Consider the following 25,239-nt stretch of genomic DNA (forward strand, 5'->3'; position numbering starts at 1 on the left):
GGTTTCTTCGCCAGAGGCCGGTTCGCAGGATACGGAGCTCGCGGGAATCCGGCTGGGGACCTGATGCGCGACTTTCGCACAGCGGCCCATTGCTTGCGGCTCATTGTTTGAAAGAAATGGGTCAAAATGGCGACATCCCCGCCACGCTCACGGCGTAGCGTAGCGCTCGTCCGGTCGAGCGGCCGGCGCAGGGAGCAACGGCTCCGTTGCGGGGGGCGATGGGGGCGCCGCGCCTCTTTGGCATGGCTTTACGTCAGCGGCGCGCCTCAACCTTGCACGGCGGCGGCTATCGTCAGTGCGTCGCCTTTCAGCGTCATGCCCGCGCTTGTCGCGGGCATCCACGCGGCGCCGCTGCGCAGGACTTTCAGCATTGGCGAAGTGTCCCGACGTGGATGGCCGGGACAAGCCCGGCCATGACGTGAAACCTTTCCTCACGCCGCCGTAAACTTCTCACTGAAGATGCGGTCATGCAGGACGCCAGCGGATTGGCCCGCCTCTTCAGCCGCGGCGATGAGCGCAGGCGGTCCACAGACGTAAATGTCCGGCCTCTCGGTCGCGCCCGACAGCGCCTGCGCCAGCGCCTCGACCGGCGTGCCGACGAAGGCGCGCCAGTCCTGTTCCGGCTTCCACACGCAGAGCGTCACGACGAGTTGCGGCAACGACGCCTTGAGCTCCTCGATCACGTCGAGTGCGAAAAGCTCGTCGACTTTGTTGACCCCGAAGAACAGCCGGCAGGAGCGCGGATCGGCGAATTCGGCCATTTGCCGCAGCATCGACAGCGACGGCGCGAGGCCGGTGCCGCCGACGACAAACCAGCGCGGCGCCGCGCTCGACTCATCGAGGGTGAACTGTCCCTGCGGACCGCGCACAAGCAGCGTATCGCCGACGGCGGCGCGATCGCGAAGATAATCCGAAAAGGCGCCGTGCGGCTGAAGACGAATGAACAGCTCGAGCGTTCCATCCCAGTTCGGCGCATTGGCGAGCGAATAGGAGCGCTTCGCCGAGCCGTCGGGAAGCATGAGTTCGATGAATTGGCCGGCCGTGAATTGCGCCGCGCGCCCGAACGTCGGATCGTCCTCATATTGAAGCTGCAGGCGCAGCGTTCCGGAGCCGACGGGCTCAAGCGCGACGAGCGTCGCCCGCCGTTCGGGCACCGGCGCAAAGCCGACCGCCGCTTCGTCGAAGGGCGCCCGCAATGCGAGATCGCTGCGCGCCTGTGCACGGCACAGCAATATGTCGCCCGCCATGCGCTCGTCCTCGCTTAGCGCTGCGCTGCTGTAGGCCATGAGTTCGACCTCTCCGCTTGCGCGAGAAACGCGGCAGGCGCCGCAGCCGCCCTCCCGGCAGGAGGAGGGAAGATAAATGCTCGCGCGTTCGGCGGCGTCCAGTAGCGTGTCCGAGGGTTCGGCGTCGAAGGCGATCGTCGCGCCGTCGCGCGTGAGCAGGCTGACCTTGTACATGGCGGATTCCGTCGAAGGGCGGACGCCCGAGATGGGGCGTCCGCCGTATGGGCCTAAGCGGCGCGGGCGAGCGAGGCTGCGATGTCGGATTTGGCGTCGCCGATCGGCTGGACGCCGAACTTCTCCACCAGCACGTCAACGAGCGCGGGCGTGAGAAAGGCCGGCAGCGTCGGGCCGATGCGCACATTGCGCACGCCGAGCGCGAGCAGCGTGAGAAGAACCGCCGCCGCCTTCTGCTCGAACCAAGAGACGATGAGCGACAGCGGCAGTTCATTGACGCCGACGCCGAAGGCTTCCGCCAGTTTCGTCGCGACGACGAGCGCCGAATAGGCGTCGTTGCACTGGCCCATGTCGAGAAGGCGCGGCAGGCCGTTGATGGTCCCGAAGTCATGCTTGTTGAAGCGATATTTGCCGCAACCGAGCGTGAGGATCACCGTGTCCTTCGGCGCTTCGTCGGCGAAATCGCTGTAGTAGTTGCGGCCCGGCGCGGCGCCGTCGCAGCCGCCGACGAGGAAGAAGTGGCGGATGGCGCCGCTCTTCACCGCGTCGACCACCTTGTCGGCGACGCCGAGCACGGCCTCGCGCCCAAAGCCGATGGTGATGGTCTTCTCCGGCGCGTCTTCAGTGAAGCCGGGCAGGGCCTGCGCCGCCTGCGCGACGATCGCGAAATTCTCATCGGCGATGTGGCGAACGCCCGCCCAACCGACTGGTCCCGCGGTGAAAATGCGTCCGCGGTAGCGCGGCTGGGGCTCGATCAGGCAATTCGAAGTCATGACGATCGGGCCGGGGAATTCGGCGAATTCCTTCTGCTGCTCCTGCCAGGCGCCGCCGTAATTGCCGGCGAGATGCGGATAGGCCTTGAGTTTGGGATAGGAATGCGCCGGCAGCATTTCGCCATGCGTGTAGACGTTGACGCCCTTGTCCTTCGTCGCTTCGAGGATGGCGTGCAGATCCTTCAGATCATGGCCGGAGACAAGGATCGCTTTGCCCTTGATCGGCGTCACGCGCACATTCGTCGGCGTCGGCGCGCCAAATGCGCCGGTGTTCGCGGCGTCGAGCGCCTCCATGGCGAGGAAATTGGCGCGGCCGAGCGCCAGCGCCTCGTCGAGCAGCGTCGCGACGTCGCGCTCTTCGCGCGCCAGCATATCGAGCGCATGTTCGACCGTCGCATAGATCGCGTCGCGCTCTTCGCCTAGAACGCGCGCGTGATGCGCATAGGCGCAAACGCCTTTGAGGCCATAGAGAATGAGCGCACGCGCGCCGACCGCGTCCTCGCCGAGGATCGCCGCGTCCTTGCGCACCGCCGCCTCGGACGCCTGCGCGGAAAGTCCGGCCATGTCGCTGGCAGGCGCGAAAGCGGCGGGGCCCGACAGAGTCTCGGGCGTCTTACCTGCGGCGCGCGCGGCGTCTTCGTAAAGCGCCTTGGCCCGATCGCGGATTTGCGACGCCTGCTGGATCAGCTCGACGAATTTCGCCGCATTGAAATTGACGTTGGTGAGGGTCGTGAAGAAGGCGAAGAGGATGAAGCGGTCGGCTTCGATGTCCGTCGCGCCAAGCAGGCGCGCGCGATGCAGATATTGGCCGACGCCCTCGCAGACATAGAGCAGAATGTCCTGCAGATCGGCGGTCGTCGCGTCCTTGCCGCACATGCCTTTCGCGCCGGCGCAGCCGGCACCCTCGTCCGACCGGTAAGTCTGCTCGCATTGGTAACAGAACATGTCGCTCCCTCCTGGCTCCCTTAATAGGTATTTAGAATGCGTATTAAAAAGGTCGGAAGTCAAGCCGCGGCAAGCGATGTTCGCGGCGCATGTTCAGGCGGAGAGATCGGCGAGGGGAAAGGCGGCGGTTTTTTCGAGGCAGTCGTGCAGAGTGTAGCGATCGAGTTCGCGCATAAATCCCTGTTCGGCGCGCGCTAACATGCCCTTCAATCGGCAGCGCGGCAAAAGCGCGCAGTTGCTGCCTTGCGGGCTGAAACATTCGACCAGCGGCTGGTCGTCAAGCCTGCGGACCACCTCGCCGATTCGAATGTCGCGCGGATCGCGCGCCAGTCGAACGCCGCCTTGCGCGCCGCGGATGCCCTCGACATATCCGGCTGCGGCGAGCTCCTGGAGCACTTTCGCCATATGGTGGCGCGAAACGTCGAAATGATCGGCGATCGCCGCCGCGCTCATCACCTCCGGATTGCGGTCGGCGAGGAGGATGAGGGCGCGCAGGCCAAAGTCGGTGAAGGTCGTGAGCCGCATGCAAAATACTAACACGGTATTTGGAGTTCTGAAATACTTCAGCCGGATGCCCGGCCTTGTGCCGGGCATCCACGTGGCTCCGCTACATGCGCCCTGCAACATTTGCGGAATGTCCCGGCGTGGATGGCCGGGTCATAGGCGAGCGAAGCGACGCCGTCTTTGACGGCTTTGCCCGGCCATGACGGGTGTGGGATTGCTTGCGCTAAGGAACCCAGCCCCTCGTCCTTCGAGACGCGCGCTGCGCGCGCTCCTCAGGATGAGGTGACTATGGTGCCGCGCCGGAGTTGGCGAGGCGGGCAGGGTCGTGAGGAGGGCTTGGCGAGAAGTAGTGCGCGAAGCTCGTTTCCCCCAACAGGGTTTCGTTCTAAACAGTCTCTTGAGGTTTAGTGGAGGCAGGAGCCGAGTGACGAAAAAGCGTGGCCCCCCAGCAAACGTCAAAGTCAAAAGGAAAAAACTCACACCAGAGGACGAGCTTTCATTCCGGGCTAAAATCCTATTCGAGGAAGCTCAAAGTTTTTGTATGACGGTCGGTCTTCACAGAGACTTGATGCACCAGATTTTCGAAGCAGAAAACGACTGGACGTTCATTCTGAAAATTGATGCTCTGCTCGAGACCGCGACCAAGGAAATCGTCAAGAGCGGGCTAAAATTGAAAATCCTTAATCGTTTTGTCGGCGTAGAGGCTTGGGCGAGTTCGTGGACAGCTTACCGATGAACGGTAAGACCTCGCTTCTCCACTTACTAAAAGCGTCGGGTTGCCCACCGGAGGATTCTCGCTTCGTTGAGTCTATTAGACGTTTACGGAATGCCTACGCCCATAATATCAAACTCGCAGACCTCGCTCTGATCGAGTTAATAAAGCAGCGGTCGGACAAATCGCAAATTATCAATGGCATTTGCAATATCGCTACTTATGACGAGACTGACCTGATCGCTTCCTACGAAAAGGACGCAAAATTTCTGCGCTTCAGTATCCTGGATGCAACCATGCGCATTCTATTTTACGCCTATCATATAGCTTTAAAGGATCACCCCCCACCGAGCGCCATGTCGTCGCGGTGAATGATCTCATCGGGGCCTTTAAAACCCAGGAGCCCTTCAATGTCTTTCGTCGAACGCCCGACGATCTTCGCCGCGTCGACCGCGTCATAGGTCACGAGGCCGCGGCCGATCTCGCCGCCCTTGGCGTTGCGGATCAAAATGCAGTCGCCGCGCGCGAAGCCTCCTTCGATTCGCGTCACGCCCGCCGGCAGCAGGCTCCTGCCCGAGCGCAGCGCCTTCGCCGCGCCGTCGTCGATATGCACGGCGCCTTTCGGCTCCAGCGAGCCGGCGATCCATTTCTTGCGCGCGGTCACCGGATTGGAGGGCGTCAGAAACCAGGTGCAGCGGCCGCCCGCGGCGATGCGCGCGATCGGCGCCTCTTCGCGGCCGTCGGCGATCACCATATGCGCGCCGCCGGTCGTGGCGATTTTCGCCGCTTCGATCTTGGTGCGCATGCCGCCGCGCGAATATTGCGACGCGGCGCCCCCCGCCATCGCTTCAATCTCGGCGGTGACGCGCGGCACGATGTCGATGTGTCTGGCGTCAGGGTTGGAATCGGGCGGGGCGCTGTAGAGCCCGTCGACGTCGGAGAGTAGGATCAACAGATCGGCGCTCGCCATGGTGGCGACCCGCGCGGCGAGGCGGTCATTGTCGCCATAGCGGATTTCCGCCGTCGCGACCGTGTCGTTCTCGTTGATCACCGGCACGGCGCGCAGCGATAAAAGCCGCGTCAGGCATTCGCGCGCATAGAGGTAGCGGCGGCGCTCCTCCGTGTCGCCGAGCGTCACCAGCACCTGCCCGGCGACGAGGCCGCGGTCGTGCAGGATCTCGGCCCAGAGACGCGCCAGGGCGATCTGGCCGACGGCGGCGGCCGCCTGACTGTCTTCGAGCTTTAGCGCGCCGCGCGGAAAGCCGAGCACGCTGCGTCCCAGCGCCACGGCGCCGGACGACACGACCAGCACGTCGGCGCCGGCGCGATGCAGATCGGCGACGTCGTCGGCGAGGCGCTTCAGCCAGGCGCGTTTCGCCGACGCCTTGTTGGGGTCGACGATGAGCGAGGAGCCGACCTTGACGACGATGCGTTTGAAGTCGGCGAGGACGGGAGCGCGCTTGGTCATGCGAGCGGGGCGAAATGTCCGAGGGAAAGGGCGTTTGCGAGCGCGGCTTAGGGAACGCTTGAGTTAGCCCAGCCCGCCAACGACCGCAAATCGGCGCTTAGGGCGCGCCGTTCTGCCAGCGGCGGATGAACTCGAAAGGATAGACGAAACTCAGCACATTGAGCGTGAAATTGTCTCTAATAGTCAGCGCGACCCCAACTTCAAGAAGGACAGATATTGCGATCACGGCCAAAGCCGGGAGCCGCCACGCAAGGACGAAGCCCAGCGCCATCGCCAGCGTATCGGCAAGCGAATTGACGATGCTGTCTCCTGCGTAGTCCTGCGCCGGCGGCTGCTTCCGGTAGTGGCGGATGGCGAAGGGCGTGTTTTCTATGATTTCCCATCCGACTTCGAGGGCCAACGCGATCATGAAGCGCTGCCCGACCGACAGTCCCGGCGCAGCAAGCCAGAGCAGGAAATAGAACAGCACGCCGTGAATGATATGCGTGAAGCTGTACCAGTCGGTGAGCTGCTGAGAGAGGCCCGGAGAGGAGGCATCGCCCTCCCAGAGCTTGAATTCGCCGCAAGCGCAAAGCAACGGCCGGCCGAGCGCCCAAAGCGCGCCAGCCTGAACAATCAGCGCGGCGATCGCCGCCGCCATGACGTCATACGCCGTCGATGCGCTCATACTCATATCTGCTCAACGGGAAGATCGGACGATGGAAAACTAGTCCCCCAGTCCGACGACCTCGGCCTCCGGGGTCTTCTTGCTGGCCGCAATCGAGAACTCTTCCAGCTCCTCGGTCCAGCATTCAAATTGTCTGCGGCCGTAGCCGACCATGGCTTCGGCGACGTCCTGCGGCGATCGCGCCGCCCATACATCTTGCCCGAATTGCAGCGCCGACCGCGTGTTGATCAGGCCGAAGTCCATGAATCGCGATGCGCAGTCCTGACAGGTCTTGAGCGAAGTGAGGAGGAGGGAAGGCCCTGGCGAGATCATGTTATTTCCCCTGGAGCTGTCGCTGTGTGAGCGCCAATTGCAAAAGGGGGAGACGCGGCAGCGCCAGCGTCTCCCCAACGACTGAAAAGGGCTGCAATATACCCTCTAAATAGCGTCCGCTTGATACGAACCTATGACTGGAACACGAGTTTTGGCGCGAGGTCTTGAGCTAGGTCAACCATATGAAACTATTGCATAATTTTCATTTTGGTTCTATCCCTCTTTCAGCGTGTGGCTGTTGACGAGCGACTCGTGAGGCGGAATTCTCGGGTCGGACGGCGGCGGCGCTGGGAGGTCACTGATGCATCGACTTGTCTATTTCAGTAACGCGGATCTTGATCTGAACCTCTCCGCGATCGAGGGAATGGTCGAGAAGTCCGCCGAGCGGAATCGACCGCTGCGCATCAGCGGGGCGCTGCTCTACAACGGCCTGAATTTTTTGCAAATTCTGGAAGGTCCCAGACAAGCGCTGACGCCGCTCTATTTGCAAATCCGGACGGACTCCCGGCACTCGGGCGTCGTCAAGCTCGTTCACGAACGCATTTCGATGCGCAGTTACCCGGACTGGGGCATGAAGCTCGTGTGCGGCGCGCCGGAACACGCTGCCGCCACGCGGGAAGCGGCGCCGCGCGAGGACGGTCTTTCCGAGATGGTTGACGGTTTTTTTAGATTTGGCCAGGCGGCGCGTTCGCCGAGCTCAGGTGAGCGCAATTCTTGCTTAGGCAGTTCGCGGACATCGGGCGCGCGGTCCGCCCTTCGGAGCGACGAATGTTAGGAATTGCCAAGAAAATCGGCTCGTCTGAGAGCGAGATCAAGGCGGCGGCTAGGGGCCGGGACGGCCGGCTTCTATCCGGTTATTTGGTCAATCTGCATCGCGGCGCGGCGCCGGTGAGGGAACTGATGCTCGCCGACATCGAAAGGTTCCAGTCGCTGGGCGCGACAGGATATGCCGACGATTTGCGCACTGCGCTCAAGCGGTTTACGTCCGAGTTCATCGACCTGAAGGATAGACGCTAGGCTCCGCTTGCGCTCATTTTCTGTCTCCGCAGAGGAATTTGCCCACTTCGCGGCCGAGCGTTTGGCCGCGCCAAGTTCGCCAAACCTTCAGTCAATTAAATGCGCGCGAGTCTCGCGCTCATAGCTGGCGAGCGCGTCGCTGATCGCTACGTCATAGCGCGCCTCACGCGATTGCAGCATTCGCAGACGCGGCGGCAGCGCAGCGAGCTGCTCTTTCGCGTAATCGCGAATCTGCGGAAGGTCGCATGACTGCTCCGCGACTCGGCGACCTGACAGCATGAACGGCTGCAGCAATGGGACGCCCGGCGGAGTTTCGCCCTCTCGGGCGATGACGTCCCTCACCGCGACGCCGTCTCTAAACTCGCGAAAAACCTGCTTGCGGCCTGGCAGCGATCGCTTGCCCGCCGAGAGTTTCATTCGTCCCTTGCCGGCGTATTCGGTCAGCTTATAGGCGATGTCGAGGTTTGGCGCGTCGCTCGATACCGCCATATCCGTCCCGACGCCAAAGACATCGATGGGCGCGCCGCCCGACGTCAGAGCGTCGATTTTGGTCTCCTCAAGGCCGCCGCTCGCGACGATCTGCACGTCGGTCAAGCCAGCCTCATCGAGGATGCGGCGCGTTTGGCGCGACAGCATGTCGAGATCGCCGGAGTCGAGACGCACAGCGTGAATGTTGAAGTTCGGCCCGCGCGCCTTCGCGAGCGCGACGACCTTCTTGACGCCTTCGAGCGTGTCATAGGTGTCGACGAGCAATGTCGTGTCGGGAAAGACCTCGCTGAAAGACTGAAAGGCGTCCATCTCGGAGGCGCAGGCTTCGACAAAACTATGCGCCATCGTTCCGGCGACAGGCAAACCATAGGCTTGCCCGGCCGCGACATTGGAGGTCAACTCGACTCCAGCGATGTAGAATGCGCGCGCGCCCTTTGTCGCCGCATCCATGCCTTGCGCGCGTCTTGCGCCGAAGTCGACGACGCTGGCGCCGCGCGCCGCGGCGACGACGCGCGCCGCTTTCGACGCCAATATCGTTTGCAGTCCGATCTGATTGAGAACGAGCGTTTCGATGAGCTGCGCTTCGGCGATGGGCGCGACCACTTCCAGGATCGGTTCGATTTCAAAGAAAGGCGTGCCCTCACGCATCGCATAGATGTCGCCGGAAAAGCGAAAGTCTGCGAGCCAGTCGAGGAACGGCCGCGAAGAAATTTTAAGTGAACCCAGATAGTCGATGTGCTGCGGCTCAAAACGCCAATGCTCGATCTCGTGAAGAAGATCGTCCAAGCCGGCGGCGATCAGAAAATTGCGTTGCGGCGGCAGCTCGCGCACGAAAAGGCTGAACGTCGCTTGCGCGTTCATGCCCAATTCGAAATAGGCGCGCAGCATCGCGAATTCATAGAGATCCGCGAAGAGCGCGCTGCTGGACACGACCGCTCCTTTTTACGCGTCGACTGGAGAGAGCTGGAAGCGCTCGCGCGCCGGTCGGACCATAGCTATGCCGCTAGGCCCGGGCAAATCTTCATCGCTGTAATGTGCGCATGCCGTTTAAATTTTGTCTTGGCCATCTTCGACGAAGACGCCCGCCTTCCGCATCTTTTCGACAGCGGCTCTTCCGCCTTCCGGCGCAATGGCGCGCGTTCCGGATAGCCGCACATGCGTTTCAAATTCTTCCGAGACGGCGTCCAGCGCCGTCTCGAGCACGCAGACGTCGAGCGCCAATCCGACGATCAAGACGCGACGCACGCTGAGCTGGCGCAGCCGCTCGGCGAGTCCCGTGCCGTTGAGCGCGGAAAGCTGATCGCGCTCGAGCGCTTCTCCTTTGCTGACGATGATGGCGCGCTCGGGGAGGCGCAGATCGGGATGGAATTTCGCGCCGGCGCTGTCCTGAACGCAATGCGCCGGCCATGGTCCGCCGCAGTCGCGAAAGCTGGCATGGCCGGCTGGATGCCAGTCTCGCGACGCGACGATGGGAACGCCGGCGGCCACAGCTTCCCTGATGAGTTCATTGACCACGGAGACGATCTTGTCGGCCCCGGAAACTTCTAAGGCGCCGCCGGCGCAGAAATCGCGCTGCACGTCGAGGACGATGAGCGCGTCACCAGGGTTCAGCCGCATCGCTTCGCTGGCCATGATGTTGCTCCGCGAGGAACGGCGCGTGCCTGATCCTGATAGAAGCCGCGCGCAGGGCGCGTTCCGTGGGGATGATCCTAGCTGCGGGTGCGGCACAGCGCGAGCGCCAGAGGCGGGCTCAGCGGTTTGCTAACCGGGCGATGGACGAGAGGGCCGCAATGAGCGAACCGCTAGGGCCGCCGAGATTTGGCGCTAGCGGGATTTCGACGGTTCGTGCGCGTCGGGCTCCCGCCGCCGCGCCCCCAATCCAACTCGGCCATCACATCCATGATCCTCTTGGGCAGCGGCTCTGTGAGGACGGTGGCGAACTTGGATCTCAGCTGTTCGCTAATCGATTTCATTGCGGCGTCGGGCCGCGCTCCCATCTTGCCGCCGGCCGCGTTCCGCCAATCGCCCGGCGCTCTGTTCGGCATGACGTCTCCTCCTAAAGGGAGAGAAACCTCGCCACATTTGCATTGTTCCCCTGCAAAGTATTTTAAAATTAAAGTCTTAGCACGGCCAAAGCAGTGGATCGGATGCGGCGGCGCGGCCTGCTAAGCGGCGCAGCCTGCCGCGCGAGTTTAGCTCGATATCAGAGGCTCGGCGCTAACTGAACCGCGCGGCGGGGTTCGATTACCGCGAGGGGGGGGGCCAAGTCGAAAAGGCGCGGGCCTTTCCGTCTTTAAGGCGGAACCGTGAGCGCGCTCAGGAATTATAGGTCCTGAAAGAGGAGGACCTGAATCGTGTCGCCGACCAATAAGAACCAAAAGCAATCTATGCTCGATAATGCGATGGTCACGACGATCGCTGACTATCTGCGCGCCATGTTATCAGGCGTAACCGCTGAGCCTCTGCCTGCTGCAATGGACAAACTTTTGCAACGAATTGAGCAGCGGGTTTGATCGCAGGAAATCGGGCTTGATGAAGGGTGAAGCCGTCCAAATATTGTTAGACGACCTTCCCCCGTCACTCTTCTTCCGGCTGCGGGCGCGAGACTTCTACGTTAAACCCTCCCAAGCGGCGAGCGCGGCTTCACACAACCCAAGCACGTCAATAGTGGCACCCTTGAGGACACGAACCACCTCCGGCGCATCGGAAAAGGTTGTTCCGTCGCTAAAATATGTGCCGTCGGAAAATGCGGCGCCTTGACCGATTTGGAAATGCTGAGCTGCTAAGCCAGTCCGCGGCCCGCGATCCAATTCCAAGTGCTTGCCGGCATTCGCTATGTCCGCGAGCGCTTGAAATCTCGGAAAGGCCACCGAAAGCCGCTCCCGGATGATGGGCATGCCCTCATTACGACTCTTCTCAAGGCAGTCGGCAAAATGGTAGAGCGCCGCCGCTGAAATCCACGCCCTCCTAATCGACGCAGGCTCGGCCCTAAATTCTTCGAAGCTTGGACGGCAGATGGTGTCGAGATATTCGCGTGGGGTCACAGTGCTCTTGTTCTGGGGGAGAGGCCGCTTACCTCGGCGCTTACCTTTGTTCCAATAAAGCGCCCGAACTTCCATCGTCGCTTTCGCTATAACTATTTTATTTTAATGGCAGGAGTGGCCGGGATCGAACCGACAACCCCCGGTTTTGGAGACCGGTGCTCTACCAGTTGAGCTACACTCCTGCGGGCGCCCAAAAGGCGCGCGTCTTCATTGCCGCAACGACGCCCCGGACGCAAGAGGGCGCGGCCGTCCTCCTATCAGGAATTGCCGCCGGAAAGCACCGTGACGGCGCGACGATTCTGCGACCAGCAGGAGATGTCGTCGCAGACGGCGACAGGACGCTCCTTGCCGTAGCTCACCGTGCGGATGCGCGAGCCCTGGACTCCGCGCGCGACGAGGTAATTCTTAGCCACTTCGGCGCGTCGCGCGCCGAGCGCGAAATTATATTCGCGGGTGCCGCGTTCGTCGGCGTGGCCTTCCATCGTGAAGCTATAGCGTGAGTATCGGTTGAGCCATTCGGCCTGCTTATCGAGCGTGGCCTGCGCGGTGGACGTCAGATCCGTGGAGTCGGTCTCGAAGAAGATGCGATCTCCGACATTGACCACGAAATCCTGATGACTGCCGGGACTCGCTACGCCGCCGCCGCGTCCATAGCCTCCGCCCGCCAGATCATTCGCGGCTTCATCCGCAGTGTTCTTGGCGCAGGCCGAGAGCGCCAGGACCGCCATGAACGCCGTCAGCGCGACGACGAGTTTGGCGCCGAAGGCGCGTTTCGAAAGCAGCATGAAGAACTCCTGTTACGACGACCGACTGGGCGATAGTCCTAGGCCTCCAGGGTTAAGCGAAGGTTCCGTCAACCTTGATCGCAGGTATCTTCGGCCTGTTGCATTTGAGCAAATTCGTCCCTTCGTTAATAAGGGGTTAATTGGTTAACAGAAGCTTAACACGCTGTATCGCCGCAGATTGACGGCTTCTGAGCGCCGCGCGTCTGCGGGCCGTGCAGCATATAGCACGTGCGTCTTACGTGGATTGATGGCCCGCGCCGGGTCCATCGATTTCGCATCGGAGAAAAGAACGTGCGCAGGCCGTCATGCGGCGGCGTGCGGTGGTTGCTTTGCAGAGACTCCCGCTCTTAATATTGATCAATGACGCGCGATGCGGCGGCGCGCGCGATCAGGAGTGTGACATGAACGAAGGCATTGCGCCTTTTTTGTCGCCGTTGACGCTGCTTCTGGGCGGCGGCCTTCTGGCGATAGGATTGCTGTCGCTACTCGATCTTCACTTCTTCAAGACCAAGTGGCAGGGCAAGCTCGCACTGGCGGTCGGCCTCGTCTTCATTCTCGCCACTGAGGCGATGTTCGTCACGAGCGGCGCCAGCGGCCGCTATTTGGAAGGCCAGAAGATGGACGTCACCGACTGCGAATACCAGGCGGAGCGGGATTTTCCGGCGGAGCGGCGATCCAACCCGAAGCTCATTCACGACAAGATCGTCGCCTGCATGGATACGCTCGGCTACGACTGGAGCAAAGAGCACTATCATTGCGTGGAGGCGCCGATCTCCACGAATGTCTTCTGCTATCTCCCGCGGGCGGCCATGCAGCGCAGCATCGTCGCGTGGCAGATGCGATTCGAATAAGTCAGAACAGCGATCCCTGATCGTCGCTGTCGGCTCGTCTCAGGCGGCGCCGCAGGCGCGGGCGCGCCGGCGGATCTGGAATCGCTATGCCAGCGCGCGCCGGGATTCTGCCGTCGGCGATCTCGATATCGAGACCCGTTCCAGGAGGAGCCTGCGCGACGCTGCGCACCAGCGCGCCGCTCTCGTCGTGCACCAGCGCAAAGCCGCGCGCCAACGCCGAGCGATGGCTGAGCGACTCCTGCAGCCGGGCCAGTCTGTCGATCCTGTCCTGATGGCCGCCGATCAAGCCGGCGACGGCGCGGTCAAGACGTTGCGCCGCGCCGGCGAGGCGCTGTCTGGCGGCGGCGTTTTCCTGGCCGGCGAGAACACGCCGGGCGCGATAGCCCTGTTGCAGCCGCGCGCCGAACCCGCGCAGCTGCTCGCGCACGCGCGCCAGCTCCGCCTGCGGCGAGTGGCGGGCGAGTAGCGTTGCCGCGCGCGACAGCCGTAGACGCCGTCCGTCTCGGGCGGCGCGGGCGCCCGTGCGCAGCCGCTCCACCGCCCGGTCAAAACGCTGGCGCGGATTGGCGAGCAGGGCGTCGCCAGTGGGCAGCAGGCGCGCGTAGGTTGAAAGCTGGACGCGACGCTGTTCCATGGCGCGGCGGCGCGCGCCCTCCAGTCGGCTTGTGCGTATGGCGAGATGTTCGAACAGCTCGACGCGCACCGGAACGGCTTTCTCGGCCGCGCCCGTCGGCGTCGGCGCTCGAAGGTCGGCGACGAAATCGATGAGCGTCGTATCGGTCTCATGACCGATCGCCGAAATAAGCGGAATGGCGCTCTCCGCCGCCGCACGAACGACGACCTCCTCATTGAAGCCCCACAGATCCTCGAGCGAGCCGCCGCCGCGCGCGACGATCAGCACGTCGGGGCGGGGAATGGCGCCCCCGGCAGGCAGCGCATTGAAGCCGCGAATGCCCGCGGCGACCTCCTCGGCGCAACTCTCGCCCTGCACCCGCACGGGCCAGACCAGCACGTGACGCGGGAAGCGGTCGTTGAGACGGTGCAGGATGTCGCGGATCACGGCGCCGGTCGGCGACGTCACCACGCCGACGACTCGCGGCAAAAAGGGCAGGGGGCGCTTGCGCGCTTCGTCGAAGAGGCCCTCCGCCGCGAGCGCCTTGCGACGCGCGTCGAGCAGCGCCATCAGCGCGCCGACACCGGCCGGCTCCAGCGACTCGATGATGATCTGGTAGGAGGACTTGCCGGGGAAGGTTGTGACGCGGCCGGTCGCGACGACTTCCAGTCCCTCCTGCGGCCGCGTGCGCAGGCGCAGAAAAGTCGACCGCCAGATCACCGCGTCGAGACGCGCATTCTGATCCTTGAGACAGAAATAGGCGTGACCGGAGGCGTGCGGACCGCGATAGTTGGAGATCTCGCCGCGCACGCGCACGCGCCCGAAGCGATCCTCGATCGTCTGCTTCAGCGCGTTCGCGAGTTCGGAGACGCTGATCTCAGGCGTATTGGTCTGAGGCGTGTCTCCGCCGATTTCGGTCAGGTCAGACATGGATGAGATATGCTCACGCTTTGCTTCTTGCTTCATCCTTACGCCCATCATGTAAATGCCCAAAGCCAGCAAGAAAACAGCGCCGCCATTTGTGCCGCTCAGAGCTTCGCGACGGTGGTCGCTGAGCGAGCGGCTGTTCTCCATCCTGGAAGTGCTTGGGGTTTTTCTGCGCCTCGGGATGACGAGCTTTGGCGGGCCGATCGCCCATCTTGGCTATTTCCACGCTGAGTTCGTCACGCGCCGCAAATGGCTCGATGAGGCCGCCTACTCGGATATCGTCGCGCTCTGCCAGTTCCTTCCCGGTCCCGCGAGCAGTCAGGTTGGCATCATCATCGGCATGTTGCGGGCCGGCCTCGCCGGCGGATTGGCGGCATGGATCGGGTTCACCATGCCTTCGGCGCTTGCGATGATCGGCTTCGCTTATGGAGTCGGCCGCCTCGGCGACCTCTCGCAGGTCGCTTGGCTGCACGGCCTCAAAGTGGTCGCTGTCGCTGTCGTCTCGCAAGCGGTGTGGGGGATGGCGCGAAACCTTTGTCCGGATCGGGAGCGGGCGACCATCGCCGTGGCGGCGACGCTGCTGACGTTGGCGGTCCCCACCGCCAGCGGTCAGATTTTGGCGATTGCGGCGGGAGGCGTCATTGGTTGGCTGTTCCTGTCGGGGGAAAACAAAGGCGCCACGACCCCGCTATCGATCCCCATCACCCGGCGCATAGCCATCGCCTCGCTCGCGCTGTTTGCGGTTTTGCTCGTGGGGTTGCCCATTCTGGCGAACGCAATCCCCAATCCTACGATCGAGCTTATCAGCGGCTTCTATCGTTCCGGGTCGCTCGTATTCGGCGGCGGGCACGTCGTGTTGCCGCTGCTGCAGCAAGCCTTCGTATCTCCCGGCTGGATCGACCGTGACGCATTCCTTGCCGGTTATGGCGCAGCGCAAGCGGTACCCGGCCCACTATTCACTTTCGCGGCCTATATTGGCGCAGCGATGAAGTCCGAGCCAAATGGCTGGGCGGGCGGACTGATCTGTCTTATCGCGATTTTCCTGCCGTCTTTCCTTCTCGTCGTCGGCGCGCTGCCTTTTTGGGACGCTTTGCGTCATCGAACGGCGGCGCAATCGGCGCTCAAGGGGATCAACGCGACGGTCGTCGGCATTCTGCTCGGGGCGCTCTATACCCCCGTTTGGACGAGCGCGATCCTTGGCCCAGCGGACTTCGGGTTAGGCCTTCTTGCTTTCATCCTGCTCGTGCTTTGGCGGACGCCGCCGTGGCTGGTCGTCATCCTCGGCGCATTTGGGGCAACGCTCATCGCCATGGTCGCTTAAGGCGCTTTAATACGCGCGCAGAACGGTCGGCCTGGCGCATTGCTGAATATGAAATTGTTCTGTTCGCGTATTGAACGCTAGAGCGCGGCTCGCGAAAAAGTGGGAACCGGTTTTTCGCGTCGAGACGCGCATTCTGATCATTGAGACCGATTTCGGTGAGGTTGGACATGGATGAGATAGGGCCGGGGGCGCGTTAATCGCTGCGAAGGCCACGTTGACGCATGTTCGTTGCCGCCCTATTTTTGGCGCCAGACCGATCTGCAAGGCTGGGTGCGCCGTCGTTTTTGCGAAACGGCGCTGATGTAAGCGCGCGAGGAAGAAACGTGGATCAGTCGGTGAGCGGCGATCCGGAAAAGACTACGGTCGGCATCGCCAAATCAGAAACAGGCATTGACGGCTTTGACGAGCTGACGTTGGGCGGCCTGCCGACAGGACGCCCAACCCTCGTTTGCGGCGGCGCGGGCTGCGGCAAGACGCTCTTTGCTTCGACGTTTCTAATACACGGCGCCCGTGCGCTCGGCGAGCCAGGCGTATTCGTCACCTTCGAGGAACGACCGACGGACATCGTCAGCAATGTCGCGTCGCTTGGCTTCGCCCTCGACCAACTGGTCGATGAAGACAAGATCCATATCGAACATATTGCGATCGACCCGTCAGAGTTCGTGGAGATCGGCGATTACGACCTCGAGGCGATTTTCATCCGGCTCGAGGCGGCAGTCGAGAGGATCGGCGCAAAGCGGGTGGTCCTCGATACAATCGAGTCGCTGTTCGCCGCATTTTCCAACCCCGCCATACTTCGCGCCGAAATTCGAAGACTGTTCGACTGGCTGAAAGAACGCAAGCTGACGACGGTCATCACGGGCGAGCGCGGCGACGGCGCATTCACGCGCCAAGGACTCGAAGAATATGTTTCGGACTGCGTCTTGCTGCTCGACCACCGAGTACAGAATCAAATTTCGACGCGTCGACTGCGCATCGTCAAATACCGCGGAACCGCTCACGGAACGAATGAATATCCATTCCTGATCGACTCGGACGGCTTCAGCGTTTTGCCTGTCAGCGCGCTTGGCCTCAATCACAAGGTTTATGACGAGCGCATTTCATCGGGCGTCGACGACCTCGACGATATGTTGTCGGGCAGGGGGTTTCATCGCGGATCAAGCATATTGATCTCGGGCGTCGCCGGTTCTGGAAAGAGCACGCTGGCCGCCTCGTTCGTCGATGCCGCTTGCAGAAATGGGGAGAAGGCCGCTTATTTTTCTTTCGAGGAATCCGCCGATCAGACCGTGCGCAACATGCGCTCAGTCGGCATCGACCTGAAAGATTATATTGACGGCGGGCGTCTGAATTATTTCGCGGCGCGGCCGACCTTTTACAGCCTCGAAATGCATCTGGCCGTCATGCTGCGAGAAATTGCCCGCTTGAAGCCGCGTATCGTCATTGTCGACCCAATTTCGGCCTTCGATCGATCGGGCGACTCGAACGAAGTCCAGACCATGCTGCTGCGGATGGTCGATTACCTGAAATCTCATGGCGTCACTGGCGTGTTTACCAATCTTACACATGCCAAGGGCGATGAGACGCTGACCGACGTCGGTTTGTCATCGCTGATGGACGCATGGATTCTCATGCTCAATCGTGAGGCGGGCGGCGAATTCAATCGCGAACTTTATCTCCTCAAAGCAAGAGGACTGCAGCATTCAAATCAGGTTCGCGAGTTCATCATGAGCGAAAATGGCCTGCAGCTGCGCGCCCCGTATCTCGGCCAGGAAGGCGCGTTGACCGGATCGAGGCGACGCGCAAAGGAAGCCGAAGCAGGACGGACCGAGGCCGTTCGCGCCGCGGAGGTAGAGCGTCTTAAGCAACAGGGGGAGCATCGCCGTCGCAAACTCGAGGCGCAGATCGAGGCGCTGCGTGCAGAGATGGCTGCGGAAGAACTGGAGGCAAGGCGACTGATCGATGCCGAAAGCGCGTACCTCAAACGGGCGAAGCTCGACGAGGAGGAAGCGCGAGCGATGCGAGAGGGCGTTGCTGTGCGAAAGCGAGTCGATGGTGGCGGCAATGGCGCAGAATGAAACGACGAAATTGATACTCTATGTCGCGGGCGAGACCCCCAAATCGCTGGCGGCGATCGCCAATCTCGAACGCATTTGCAAGGAACTCGACAACAGATACGAAGTACAGGTGATCGATCTCAAGAAAGAACCGCGTCTTGCGCGAGAACACAGCATCGTCGCCATCCCGACGCTCGTCCGTCAACTCCCGGCTCCCATTCGAAAGATTATTGGCGATCTGTCCGACGCCGAGAAGGTTCTGGTCAGCCTGAATGTCAAAGGCGCTCAATGACGACCTCCGATTCAATGCCAAGGACGCCGCACTCGCAACAGGAGTTGCTGCGGCGCCTTGAAGAGGCGGAGGAGACAATTCGCGCAATCCGCGAAGGCGAAATTGACGCGCTCGTCGTCCGAAAGACCATGGACGAAGAAATATTCACGTTGCAGGGCGGCGAACACTCCTATCGCGCTTTTATGGAGACGATGGGACATGGGGCCGCGGCGCTGGGCGCCAAGGGCGAAGTGCTCTACGCCAACACCGTGCTCACCACGCTCATCGAAAAGCCGCTGTCCCGATTGCAAGGACAATTGCTTCTAGATCATTTTGAAGCGCCGGTATCCTTGCAGCTCAAGACGCTGCTCAGCGAGGCGGAGCGCTCTGGAAGCGGCGCCAGTTCCTGCGAGATCTCGCTCGTCCGCGGCGGCGAACTTCGGCATTACCTCGCGTCCGCGGAACCATTGCAGATCGGAGTCGTCGACGGCTGGGCGCTGACTCTGACGGACCTCACGGATCGCGTCAGGGCGCAAGAGAGCATGGCGGCCGAGGGCGCGGCGCGCGCGATCATCGCCTCCGCCAACGAAGCCGTGGTCGTTTGCGATGCAGCGGGCAGGATCACCCATGTCAACGCTGCGGTTCTTGCGATCGAAGACGGCGCACTTATTGGTCAGCCTTTTCATGAAGCGATCCGGCTGGAAATCAAGGATGCAATCGGTCTCGTCAGCGCCGAGGAACTGGTGCGAATGGCGATCGCCGGCACGGAAGTAAAAAGCGTGGAGGCGCACGCGCCGCACGCGCCGCATGCGAAGACCTTGCTTATCAGCGCCGCTCCTCTGTCTCCAACGAGCGGAGCGAACAAGGGCTGCGTCATAACATTGGTCGATCTTTCTCAGCGCAAGTCCGCCGAGGAGCGCCAGCAGTTCTTGATGGCCGAACTCGACCACCGCGTGAAGAACATTTTGACGCTCGTTATGGCGATCCTTCATCAAACCGACGACGCAGACATCAAAGGCTTCAAGACGACGTTTGCCGGCCGCATTCAGGCCCTTGCCGCCACACATAATTTGCTCGCCACCAACTCCTGGGCGACTTTGCCGCTGGACGAATTATTCAAAGCGGAACTCGCTCCCTACATTGCTCCCTCGAGCGATCGCGTCGAAATTATCGGCCATAGGCTGGAGTTGAAGCCGAGATCAGCGGTCGCAGTCGGCTTGATCCTGCATGAACTCGTTTCGAATGCGGTGAAGTATGGCGCCCTGTCCACGCCGAATGGGCGGATTGTTTTTGCGGTGAAACACTCTTTGGACGGGAAGAGCGCTCAGGTCGAGTGGCGAGAGACTGACGGGCCATCGGTCGCTTCGCCGCTGCGAAAGGGCTTCGGTCGGTCTGTGATCGCCAATAGCCTGAAATATTCGCCGGGCGGAGGAGCAGATCTGGAATTCCTGGAAAGCGGCGTTCGCTGTGTGCTCCGCATCCCTTCCGAAGACATTGCCGAGGGAAGCGCGTCCTAGAGCGCTTCCCGATCACTAACGCAGCTCGCTCATCGAATAATGCGTTGGTCGGGCCGGGCCATTCGCCAGGTCGACGAGAAGGTTCGGCGGAAGCTGCGACTGCCCTTCCGTCAACTGCTCGGGCGCGTCGACATTGCCGCGAAGATACCAGCCGCTGACATCAAGAGGCGGCGGCGAAGGCAGATTTTCGGCGCGCGCGTTCACAGCGCCAGCAATCAAGATGAACGACAGGAGGGCGATGGAGCGGCGCATGATGTGCTCCCATTTTCGCGCGCGACATTGCGGTCGAATGGCGCAGCGCCGAAAAGGAAGCATGGGCGATAACGGTTAAGGGAAGGTTAACCCTATTGCTTAACCAAATTCCTTAACCCAGCGCGCGCCTGCAAGGCGCATCCGCGTCGCACGCCGCGACCCTCTCGTGGCTCAGGCCGCCTCGGCGGATTCCTTCAAAACGCTGCAGATCCCGGCGACGAGAGATTCGACCAGTTCGCGGTCGTCGCCTTCGCCCATGACTCGGATCACGGGCTCAGTGCCGGAGGGGCGAACAATAAGTCTGCCGGAGCCGCCGAGCCGCGCCCGCGCATCGTCGATTGCCGACACGACCGCCGTGCGCTCCAATTCGGCACGATGGGCGCGCACATTCTCCAATACTTGCGGCAGCGGTTCGAACCGGTGGCAAACTTCGCTCACCGGACGATCCCGACGCTTCACCTCTGCGAGCACCTGCATCGCCGTCACGAGCCCGTCGCCTGTTGTGCAATAGTCAGAGAGAATGACATGGCCCGACTGTTCGCCGCCGATGTTGTAGCCGGCTTCGCGCATACGCTCGATCACATAACGGTCGCCGACGGGCGTTCGTTCGAGCGTGAGCCCGATCGCATTCAGATGGCGCTCCAATCCAAGGTTGGACATGATGGTCGCGACCAGACCGGGCTTGGCCAGCAGCCCCTGATCGCGCCAGCTTTCGGCGACAACCGCCATCAGCTGGTCGCCGTCGATCAGGCGCCCATTTTCGTCGACCATGATGACGCGGTCGGCGTCGCCGTCGAGCGCGATGCCCACGTCGGCGCGCAGCTCGCGCACTTTGTCGCGCAGCGCCTGCGGCGCTGTGGAGCCCACGCGATGATTGATGTTGAACCCGTCGGGTTCGACGCCGATCGCGATCACTTCGGCGCCAAGCTCCCACAGCGCCTCGGGAGCGACTTTGTAAGCCGCGCCATTCGCGCAATCGACGACAAGGCGCAAGCCTTCCAAGCTCATATTGCGCGGCAGCGTGCGCTTGGCGAACTCGATATAGCGCGCGCGCACGTCGTCGATGCGGCGGGCGCGTCCGAGATCTCTCGGTCCTGCGCGCTTGCGCAACATATCGCCGTCGATGAGGCGCTCGATGTCGTGTTCGATCTCGTCGGAAAGCTTGTGGCCGTCCGGTCCAAACAGCTTGATGCCGTTGTCCTCGAAGGAATTATGAGAGGCGGAAATCATCACGCCAACGTCGGCGCGCATCGACCGTGTCAGCATGGCGACCGCGGGCGTCGGCATTGGCCCCAGCAGCAGCGGATCCATGCCGACCGACGTGAAGCCGGCGACAAGCGCATATTCGATCATATAGCCTGAGAGCCGCGTGTCCTTGCCGATGACGACGCGATGCCGACCTTCGCCGCGATGAAAGATCAGCCCCGCCGCCTGCCCAACCTTGAGCGCGAGCTCCGGCGTGATCTTCTCATTGGCGAGGCCGCGAATGCCGTCGGTGCCGAAATAGGTGCGGGTCATTCAAGATCCTCAGCGAGCGCCTCGGCGCCAATTCGGCGCATCCTTCACGCTATCTGTCACACCAAGTCGGCGCATCTATGGCCATAAGGCCAAATGCGCGTTTTCGCCAGCCTTACGAACGGGTAATGAACAGTCGCACATCGTCTGAACGGAAGTCCACATGGAAGTCAAAATCTACCATAATCCGACCTGCGGCACCTCGCGCAACGTGCTCGCCGCACTAAGAGAAGCCGGCTACGAGCCGCAAGTGATCGAATATCTCAAAAACCCGCCCGATCGGGCGACTTTGAAGGGGCTTCTGCGTCGCATGGGCAAGAACGTGCGCGACGTCCTGCGCAAGCGCGGAACGCCCTACGAAGACCTGAAACTCGACGATCCCACCCTTTCAGACGACGAGATTTTCGCCGCCATCGAAAGGCATCCGATTCTGATTGAGCGTCCGATCGTTTCGATGGGTGACAATGCCGCGCTCTGCCGACCCGCCGAGACGGTCAAGGATTTGATCGCGCGATCGAAGACATAGCGGGCTCCCGGTATCGGATGCAAAAAACCCAGCGGCCGGGACCGCTGGGTTTTTTCGTCAGATCGGATGCGGCTCCAGGCCGCCGACGTCGGGCTCCGGCTTTTGCCCTGTGGTCGGCACGGCCGACCCGCGCGGCGGCGGCGTTGGCGTCGACTCTTCACGCACCGGCCGTTTGCCGGCGAGCAGGCCCTTGATCTCGTCGCCGGACAGTGTCTCAAATTCGAGAAGCGCATTGGCGAGCGTATCCAGATCCGTACGCTTGTCGACGAGGATCTGCCTGGCCTTCTCGTAAGCTTCCTGAACGAGCCGGCGCACCTCCGCGTCGATCGTCTCCTGCGTCTGCTCGGAGAAGGTCTGCGTGCGTCCGAGCGAGTAGCCGAGGAACTGCTCCTGCTGCGGGTCGGCATAGGCGACGGTGCCCAGCTTGTCCGAGAAGCCGAGCTGGGTGACCATCGCGCGGGCGATGCGCGTCGCCTGCTGAATGTCCGAGGCGGCGCCGGAGGTCGTTTTCGCCGCCCCAAAGATCAACTCTTCGGCGACGCGGCCGCCCATCGCCATCGCCAGCATCGCCACGAGCTGCTCATAGCTCTGCGAGATCTGGTCGCGCTCGGGGAGACCCTGCACCATGCCGAGCGCTCTGCCGCGCGGAATGATCGTCGCCTTGTGGATCGGAATCGAGCCCGGCACGTTCAAGGAGACGAGCGCATGGCCGCCTTCGTGATAGGCGGTGAGTTTCTTCTCCTCATCCGTCATCACCAGCGTGCGCCGCTCGGCGCCCATCATGATCTTGTCGCGGGCGTCCTCGAACTCCTGTTTCGTGACGATCCGCTTCGAGCGCCGTGCCGCGAGCAGCGCCGCCTCGTTGACAAGATTCATCAGATCGGCGCCCGAGAATCCCGGCGTGCCGCGCGCGACGATCTTCAAATCCACGTCCGGCGCCAAAGGCACCTTGCGGGCGTGAACCTTGAGGATCTTCTCGCGGCCGATGAAATCCGGGTTCGGCACCTGGATCTGCCGGTCGAAACGGCCCGGACGCATCAGCGCCGGATCGAGCACGTCAGGGCGGTTGGTCGCGGCGATCAGGATGATGCCCTCATTCGCCTCGAAGCCGTCCATCTCGACGAGCAGCTGATTCAACGTCTGCTCGCGCTCGTCGTTGCCGCCGCCAAGGCCGGCGCCGCGATGGCGGCCAACCGCGTCGATCTCGTCGACGAAGATGATGCAGGGCGCATTCTTCTTCGCCTGTTCGAACATGTCGCGCACGCGCGAGGCGCCGACGCCGACGAACATTTCGACGAAGTCAGAACCCGAGATCGAGAAGAACGGCACGCCCGCCTCGCCGGCGATGGCGCGCGCCAGAAGCGTCTTGCCGGTGCCGGGCGGTCCCACCAGCAGCACGCCGCGCGGAATGCGCCCGCCGAGCCGCTGGAACTTCTGCGGATCGCGCAGGAATTCGACGATCTCCTGCAGATCCTCCTTGGCTTCGTCGACGCCGGCGACGTCCTCGAAGGTGACGCGGCCTTGAGTCTCCGTCAGCAGCTTCGCTTTCGATTTGCCAAAGCCCATCGCGCGGCCCGCGCCGCCCTGCATCTGCCGCGAAAGGAAAATCCAAACCGCGAGGAATGCGACGAGCGGCAGCGCGTTGAGAAGGAGCGTCATCAAGAAGCTGCCGCCTTCATTGTTCGGCTTGGCGCTGATTGAGACGTTCTTGGCTTGCAGCCGCGGCACGAGATTGGCGTCGTCCGGCGCATAGGTCGTAAACGGCCGATTGTCGTTGAAGTGGCCGACGACTTCGTTGCCCGCGATCGTCACGTCGTGAACGCGGCCCTGATCGATCTGCGTCAGCAGTTCGCTATATGAAATGTCGCGGATCGGCGTGCGCTGGCCCGGCTGCTGAAACAGCATGACAAGCGCAACCACGAGCAACCCGATGATTGCCCAGAGCGCGAGGTTTCTGAAGTGTGGGTTCATGTGGGAAGCCTGTCGGGAGCCGCTCGGTCGGGCTTATCCCCCGAAGCGCTCCGGTCATGTGCTTAATTTAGGCGCACCTGGACGCGTTGCCAAGTCTCGGAAAAGCCCGTGATTCCAGGCGTTGTTGCGGGGGGACTTGGCCGTTTCGGACAAGTTCGTCCCCTACAACGCGAATTCGCTAAGTCAAGCTTGAGCGGCGAGGCGGCGCCGGACGCAACCGAATCCGTCCGAAATTCGCGTCAATCGAGACATCGGCAAGCGTCATTCGGACCGATCCGCGCGCAGTCAGCGCGGCGGCCACGCGCGCGCTGGCGCGCTCCAAGCGTTCGAGGCGAAGCACAGCCGCGGGCGCGATACGCAGGATCGCGCTTGCGAGCACGCGTTGAAGAATTTCCAGCGGCGCTTCGCACAGCGTCGCAGCGTCGAGCTCAATACATGACGCTTCGTTCCGATGCAGCGCGCGCGCCAGCATTTCGGCGGCGCAATGCGCCAACGCGGCGTCGGCGCGCGCCGCACGCGATCCAAGCCGCAGAAGCGCGTCTCGATCGAGCCCCTGTGCGGCGAGCATGGGCGCCAGCCTGCGCAGCCGCACGCGCGCGAAGCTTTCGTCTTGATTGGACGGGTCGCGAAAGAAAGGTTGATCTGCGCGGGCGCAGACCGTCTCCAGCTCCTCTTTGCGAAAGTCGAGCAGCGGCCGCAGGAGCGCGACGTCTGCGCAACGTGCGACGCGCGCCATGCCGGCAAGCCCGGCGACGCCGGAGCCGCGCGTCAGACGAAACAGGATTGTTTCGGCCTGGTCTTCCGAGTGATGCGCAAGCACGATGGCTGACGCGCCGATGCGCTGCGCGCAGGCGCTCAGCAGCGCGTATCGCGCACGCCGCGCTTGCTCCTGGAGGCGCGTCGAGGGCTTCTCTCCCTCCCACGTCAACAAATGGTGATCGTAGCCCAAAGCGCGCGCCCAGCGGCCAACCTCTTCAGCCTCCGCGCGCGCTTCTTTGCGCAAGCCATGATCGACCGTCGCCACGGCGATGTCGTGAGACGACCTCAAAGACCACTCAGCGCAAAGCAGCATCAAGGCGACGGAGTCGGGGCCTCCTGAAACCGCGAGCAGCAACGAGGGGTAGGGCGCGAGGAGATCGAGCGCGTTTTCACGATTTCCCTCGCGCGAGTCGTCGATGGCGGCGAGGTCATCCGTCTCCGTGCGCGGCATGCCCTAGGCCGTAGGGGCGCCGACCGCAGTGCGGA

25 protein-coding genes and 1 tRNA gene are annotated in these 25,239 nt (G+C 62.4%); 10 read left to right on the forward strand and 16 right to left on the reverse strand.

Annotated features, from left to right (window positions below):
• Positions 1 to 431 precede the first annotated feature (431 nt).
• The 3 genes from ACPS74_RS01100 to ACPS74_RS01110 form a co-directional block, all read right to left on the reverse strand.
• Positions 432 to 1,460, reverse strand: a complete 1,029-nt coding sequence (locus tag ACPS74_RS01100) for a 2Fe-2S iron-sulfur cluster-binding protein (RefSeq protein WP_029651332.1) — start codon at positions 1,458 to 1,460, stop codon at positions 432 to 434.
• Positions 1,461 to 1,513: 53 nt separating this feature from the next.
• Positions 1,514 to 3,178: a hydroxylamine reductase gene (hcp, locus tag ACPS74_RS01105; protein WP_029651331.1), complete on the reverse strand. Its 1,665-nt coding sequence runs from the start codon at positions 3,176 to 3,178 to the stop codon at positions 1,514 to 1,516.
• 93 nt (positions 3,179 to 3,271) lie between these two features.
• Positions 3,272 to 3,703 carry an Rrf2 family transcriptional regulator gene (locus tag ACPS74_RS01110; RefSeq protein ID WP_029651330.1) on the reverse strand — a complete coding sequence of 144 codons (432 nt, stop codon included), beginning with the start codon at positions 3,701 to 3,703 and terminating at the stop codon, positions 3,272 to 3,274.
• A gap of 403 nt (positions 3,704 to 4,106) precedes the next feature.
• Between ACPS74_RS01110 and ACPS74_RS01115 the strand changes: the two genes are divergently transcribed.
• A complete protein-coding gene (locus tag ACPS74_RS01115; protein ID WP_157055272.1) occupies positions 4,107 to 4,418 on the forward strand; it encodes a hypothetical protein in 312 nt (103 codons plus the stop codon).
• Between the two features lie 313 nt (positions 4,419 to 4,731).
• Here the strand turns inward: ACPS74_RS01115 and proB are convergent, their stop codons facing one another.
• From proB to ACPS74_RS01130, 3 genes are all read right to left on the reverse strand, one after another.
• A complete protein-coding gene (gene proB, locus ACPS74_RS01120) occupies positions 4,732 to 5,862 on the reverse strand; it encodes a glutamate 5-kinase (protein WP_029651327.1) in 1,131 nt (376 codons plus the stop codon).
• A 97-nt stretch (positions 5,863 to 5,959) separates the two neighbouring features.
• Entirely contained in the window at positions 5,960 to 6,529 is a 570-nt protein-coding gene (locus tag ACPS74_RS01125; protein WP_239754518.1) for a DUF2585 domain-containing protein, read from the reverse strand.
• Positions 6,530 to 6,568: 39 nt separating this feature from the next.
• Positions 6,569 to 6,772 (reverse strand): hypothetical protein, encoded by a 204-nt coding sequence (locus ACPS74_RS01130; RefSeq protein WP_239754516.1) that lies wholly within the window; start codon positions 6,770 to 6,772, stop codon positions 6,569 to 6,571.
• Between the two features lie 370 nt (positions 6,773 to 7,142).
• Between ACPS74_RS01130 and ACPS74_RS01135 the strand changes: the two genes are divergently transcribed.
• A complete protein-coding gene (locus tag ACPS74_RS01135) occupies positions 7,143 to 7,616 on the forward strand; it encodes a BLUF domain-containing protein (protein ID WP_083481386.1) in 474 nt (157 codons plus the stop codon).
• Positions 7,610 to 7,858, forward strand: coding sequence for a hypothetical protein (locus ACPS74_RS01140; protein WP_018408522.1), 249 nt, complete (start codon positions 7,610 to 7,612; stop codon positions 7,856 to 7,858). Before ACPS74_RS01135 ends, ACPS74_RS01140 begins: the two co-directional genes overlap by 7 nt.
• A gap of 87 nt (positions 7,859 to 7,945) precedes the next feature.
• On the opposite strand, the gene ACPS74_RS01145 is transcribed toward ACPS74_RS01140, so the two are convergent.
• Together ACPS74_RS01145 and ACPS74_RS01150 are read right to left on the reverse strand one after the other, a co-directional pair.
• The gene (locus tag ACPS74_RS01145; protein ID WP_029651323.1) at positions 7,946 to 9,277 is read right to left on the reverse strand and encodes a nicotinate phosphoribosyltransferase; all 1,332 of its coding nucleotides are present in this window, start codon (positions 9,275 to 9,277) and stop codon (positions 7,946 to 7,948) included.
• 117 nt (positions 9,278 to 9,394) lie between these two features.
• Positions 9,395 to 9,979, reverse strand: a complete 585-nt coding sequence (locus tag ACPS74_RS01150; protein WP_029651322.1) for an isochorismatase family protein — start codon at positions 9,977 to 9,979, stop codon at positions 9,395 to 9,397.
• Positions 9,980 to 10,701: 722 nt separating this feature from the next.
• Here ACPS74_RS01150 and ACPS74_RS01155 point away from each other — a divergent pair.
• The gene (locus ACPS74_RS01155) at positions 10,702 to 10,860 is read left to right on the forward strand and encodes a hypothetical protein (RefSeq protein ID WP_157055271.1); all 159 of its coding nucleotides are present in this window, start codon (positions 10,702 to 10,704) and stop codon (positions 10,858 to 10,860) included.
• Positions 10,861 to 10,956: 96 nt separating this feature from the next.
• On the opposite strand, the gene ACPS74_RS01160 is transcribed toward ACPS74_RS01155, so the two are convergent.
• The 3 genes from ACPS74_RS01160 to pal all read right to left on the reverse strand — a co-directional run bounded on the left by ACPS74_RS01160 (position 10,957) and on the right by pal (position 12,176).
• A complete protein-coding gene (locus ACPS74_RS01160) occupies positions 10,957 to 11,391 on the reverse strand; it encodes a hypothetical protein (protein ID WP_157055270.1) in 435 nt (144 codons plus the stop codon).
• Between the two features lie 106 nt (positions 11,392 to 11,497).
• Positions 11,498 to 11,573 (reverse strand) — tRNA-Trp (locus tag ACPS74_RS01165).
• Between the two features lie 75 nt (positions 11,574 to 11,648).
• A complete protein-coding gene (gene pal / locus ACPS74_RS01170; RefSeq protein ID WP_018408500.1) occupies positions 11,649 to 12,176 on the reverse strand; it encodes a peptidoglycan-associated lipoprotein Pal in 528 nt (175 codons plus the stop codon).
• A gap of 401 nt (positions 12,177 to 12,577) precedes the next feature.
• Between pal and ACPS74_RS01175 the strand changes: the two genes are divergently transcribed.
• Positions 12,578 to 13,027 (forward strand): hypothetical protein, encoded by a 450-nt coding sequence (locus ACPS74_RS01175; RefSeq protein ID WP_029651319.1) that lies wholly within the window; start codon positions 12,578 to 12,580, stop codon positions 13,025 to 13,027.
• A gap of 1 nt (position 13,028) precedes the next feature.
• Here ACPS74_RS01175 and xseA read toward each other — a convergent pair whose 3' ends face one another.
• Entirely contained in the window at positions 13,029 to 14,570 is a 1,542-nt protein-coding gene (gene xseA, locus ACPS74_RS01180; RefSeq protein ID WP_036242009.1) for an exodeoxyribonuclease VII large subunit, read from the reverse strand.
• A gap of 178 nt (positions 14,571 to 14,748) precedes the next feature.
• Here xseA and chrA point away from each other — a divergent pair, with 178 nt between their 5' ends.
• From chrA to ACPS74_RS01200, 4 genes are all read left to right on the forward strand, one after another.
• Positions 14,749 to 15,888, forward strand: coding sequence for a chromate efflux transporter (chrA, locus tag ACPS74_RS01185; RefSeq protein ID WP_425622399.1), 1,140 nt, complete (start codon positions 14,749 to 14,751; stop codon positions 15,886 to 15,888).
• A gap of 335 nt (positions 15,889 to 16,223) precedes the next feature.
• Complete coding sequence (gene kaiC / locus ACPS74_RS01190; protein WP_051381812.1) at positions 16,224 to 17,963, forward strand: circadian clock protein KaiC; 1,740 nt, start codon at positions 16,224 to 16,226, stop codon at positions 17,961 to 17,963.
• The gene (locus tag ACPS74_RS01195) at positions 17,938 to 18,234 is read left to right on the forward strand and encodes a circadian clock KaiB family protein (protein WP_036242003.1); all 297 of its coding nucleotides are present in this window, start codon (positions 17,938 to 17,940) and stop codon (positions 18,232 to 18,234) included. Before kaiC ends, ACPS74_RS01195 begins: the two co-directional genes overlap by 26 nt.
• The gene (locus ACPS74_RS01200) at positions 18,231 to 19,730 is read left to right on the forward strand and encodes a sensor histidine kinase (protein ID WP_051381811.1); all 1,500 of its coding nucleotides are present in this window, start codon (positions 18,231 to 18,233) and stop codon (positions 19,728 to 19,730) included. The genes ACPS74_RS01195 and ACPS74_RS01200 overlap by 4 nt, the downstream gene beginning before the upstream one ends.
• Before the next feature lie 15 nt (positions 19,731 to 19,745).
• On the opposite strand, the gene ACPS74_RS01205 is transcribed toward ACPS74_RS01200, so the two are convergent.
• Positions 19,746 to 19,982: a hypothetical protein gene (locus ACPS74_RS01205; RefSeq protein ID WP_029651313.1), complete on the reverse strand. Its 237-nt coding sequence runs from the start codon at positions 19,980 to 19,982 to the stop codon at positions 19,746 to 19,748.
• 171 nt (positions 19,983 to 20,153) lie between these two features.
• On the reverse strand, positions 20,154 to 21,500 hold the full coding sequence (gene glmM, locus ACPS74_RS01210) for a phosphoglucosamine mutase (RefSeq protein ID WP_029651312.1): 1,347 nt from the start codon (positions 21,498 to 21,500) through the stop codon (positions 20,154 to 20,156).
• A 160-nt stretch (positions 21,501 to 21,660) separates the two neighbouring features.
• Here glmM and arsC point away from each other — a divergent pair, with 160 nt between their 5' ends.
• Entirely contained in the window at positions 21,661 to 22,023 is a 363-nt protein-coding gene (arsC, locus tag ACPS74_RS01215; RefSeq protein ID WP_051381810.1) for an arsenate reductase (glutaredoxin), read from the forward strand.
• A 57-nt stretch (positions 22,024 to 22,080) separates the two neighbouring features.
• Here arsC and ftsH read toward each other — a convergent pair whose 3' ends face one another.
• Both ftsH and tilS read right to left on the reverse strand, forming a co-directional pair.
• Positions 22,081 to 23,994, reverse strand: coding sequence for an ATP-dependent zinc metalloprotease FtsH (gene ftsH, locus ACPS74_RS01220; protein WP_018408492.1), 1,914 nt, complete (start codon positions 23,992 to 23,994; stop codon positions 22,081 to 22,083).
• A 178-nt stretch (positions 23,995 to 24,172) separates the two neighbouring features.
• On the reverse strand, positions 24,173 to 25,204 hold the full coding sequence (tilS, locus tag ACPS74_RS01225) for a tRNA lysidine(34) synthetase TilS (protein WP_029648224.1): 1,032 nt from the start codon (positions 25,202 to 25,204) through the stop codon (positions 24,173 to 24,175).
• Positions 25,205 to 25,239: the final 35 nt, after the last annotated feature.

The sequence above is a fragment of the Methylocystis sp. SB2 genome (genome assembly GCF_049817085.1).
In the GTDB taxonomy this organism is placed as follows: domain Bacteria; phylum Pseudomonadota; class Alphaproteobacteria; order Rhizobiales; family Beijerinckiaceae; genus Methylocystis; species Methylocystis rosea.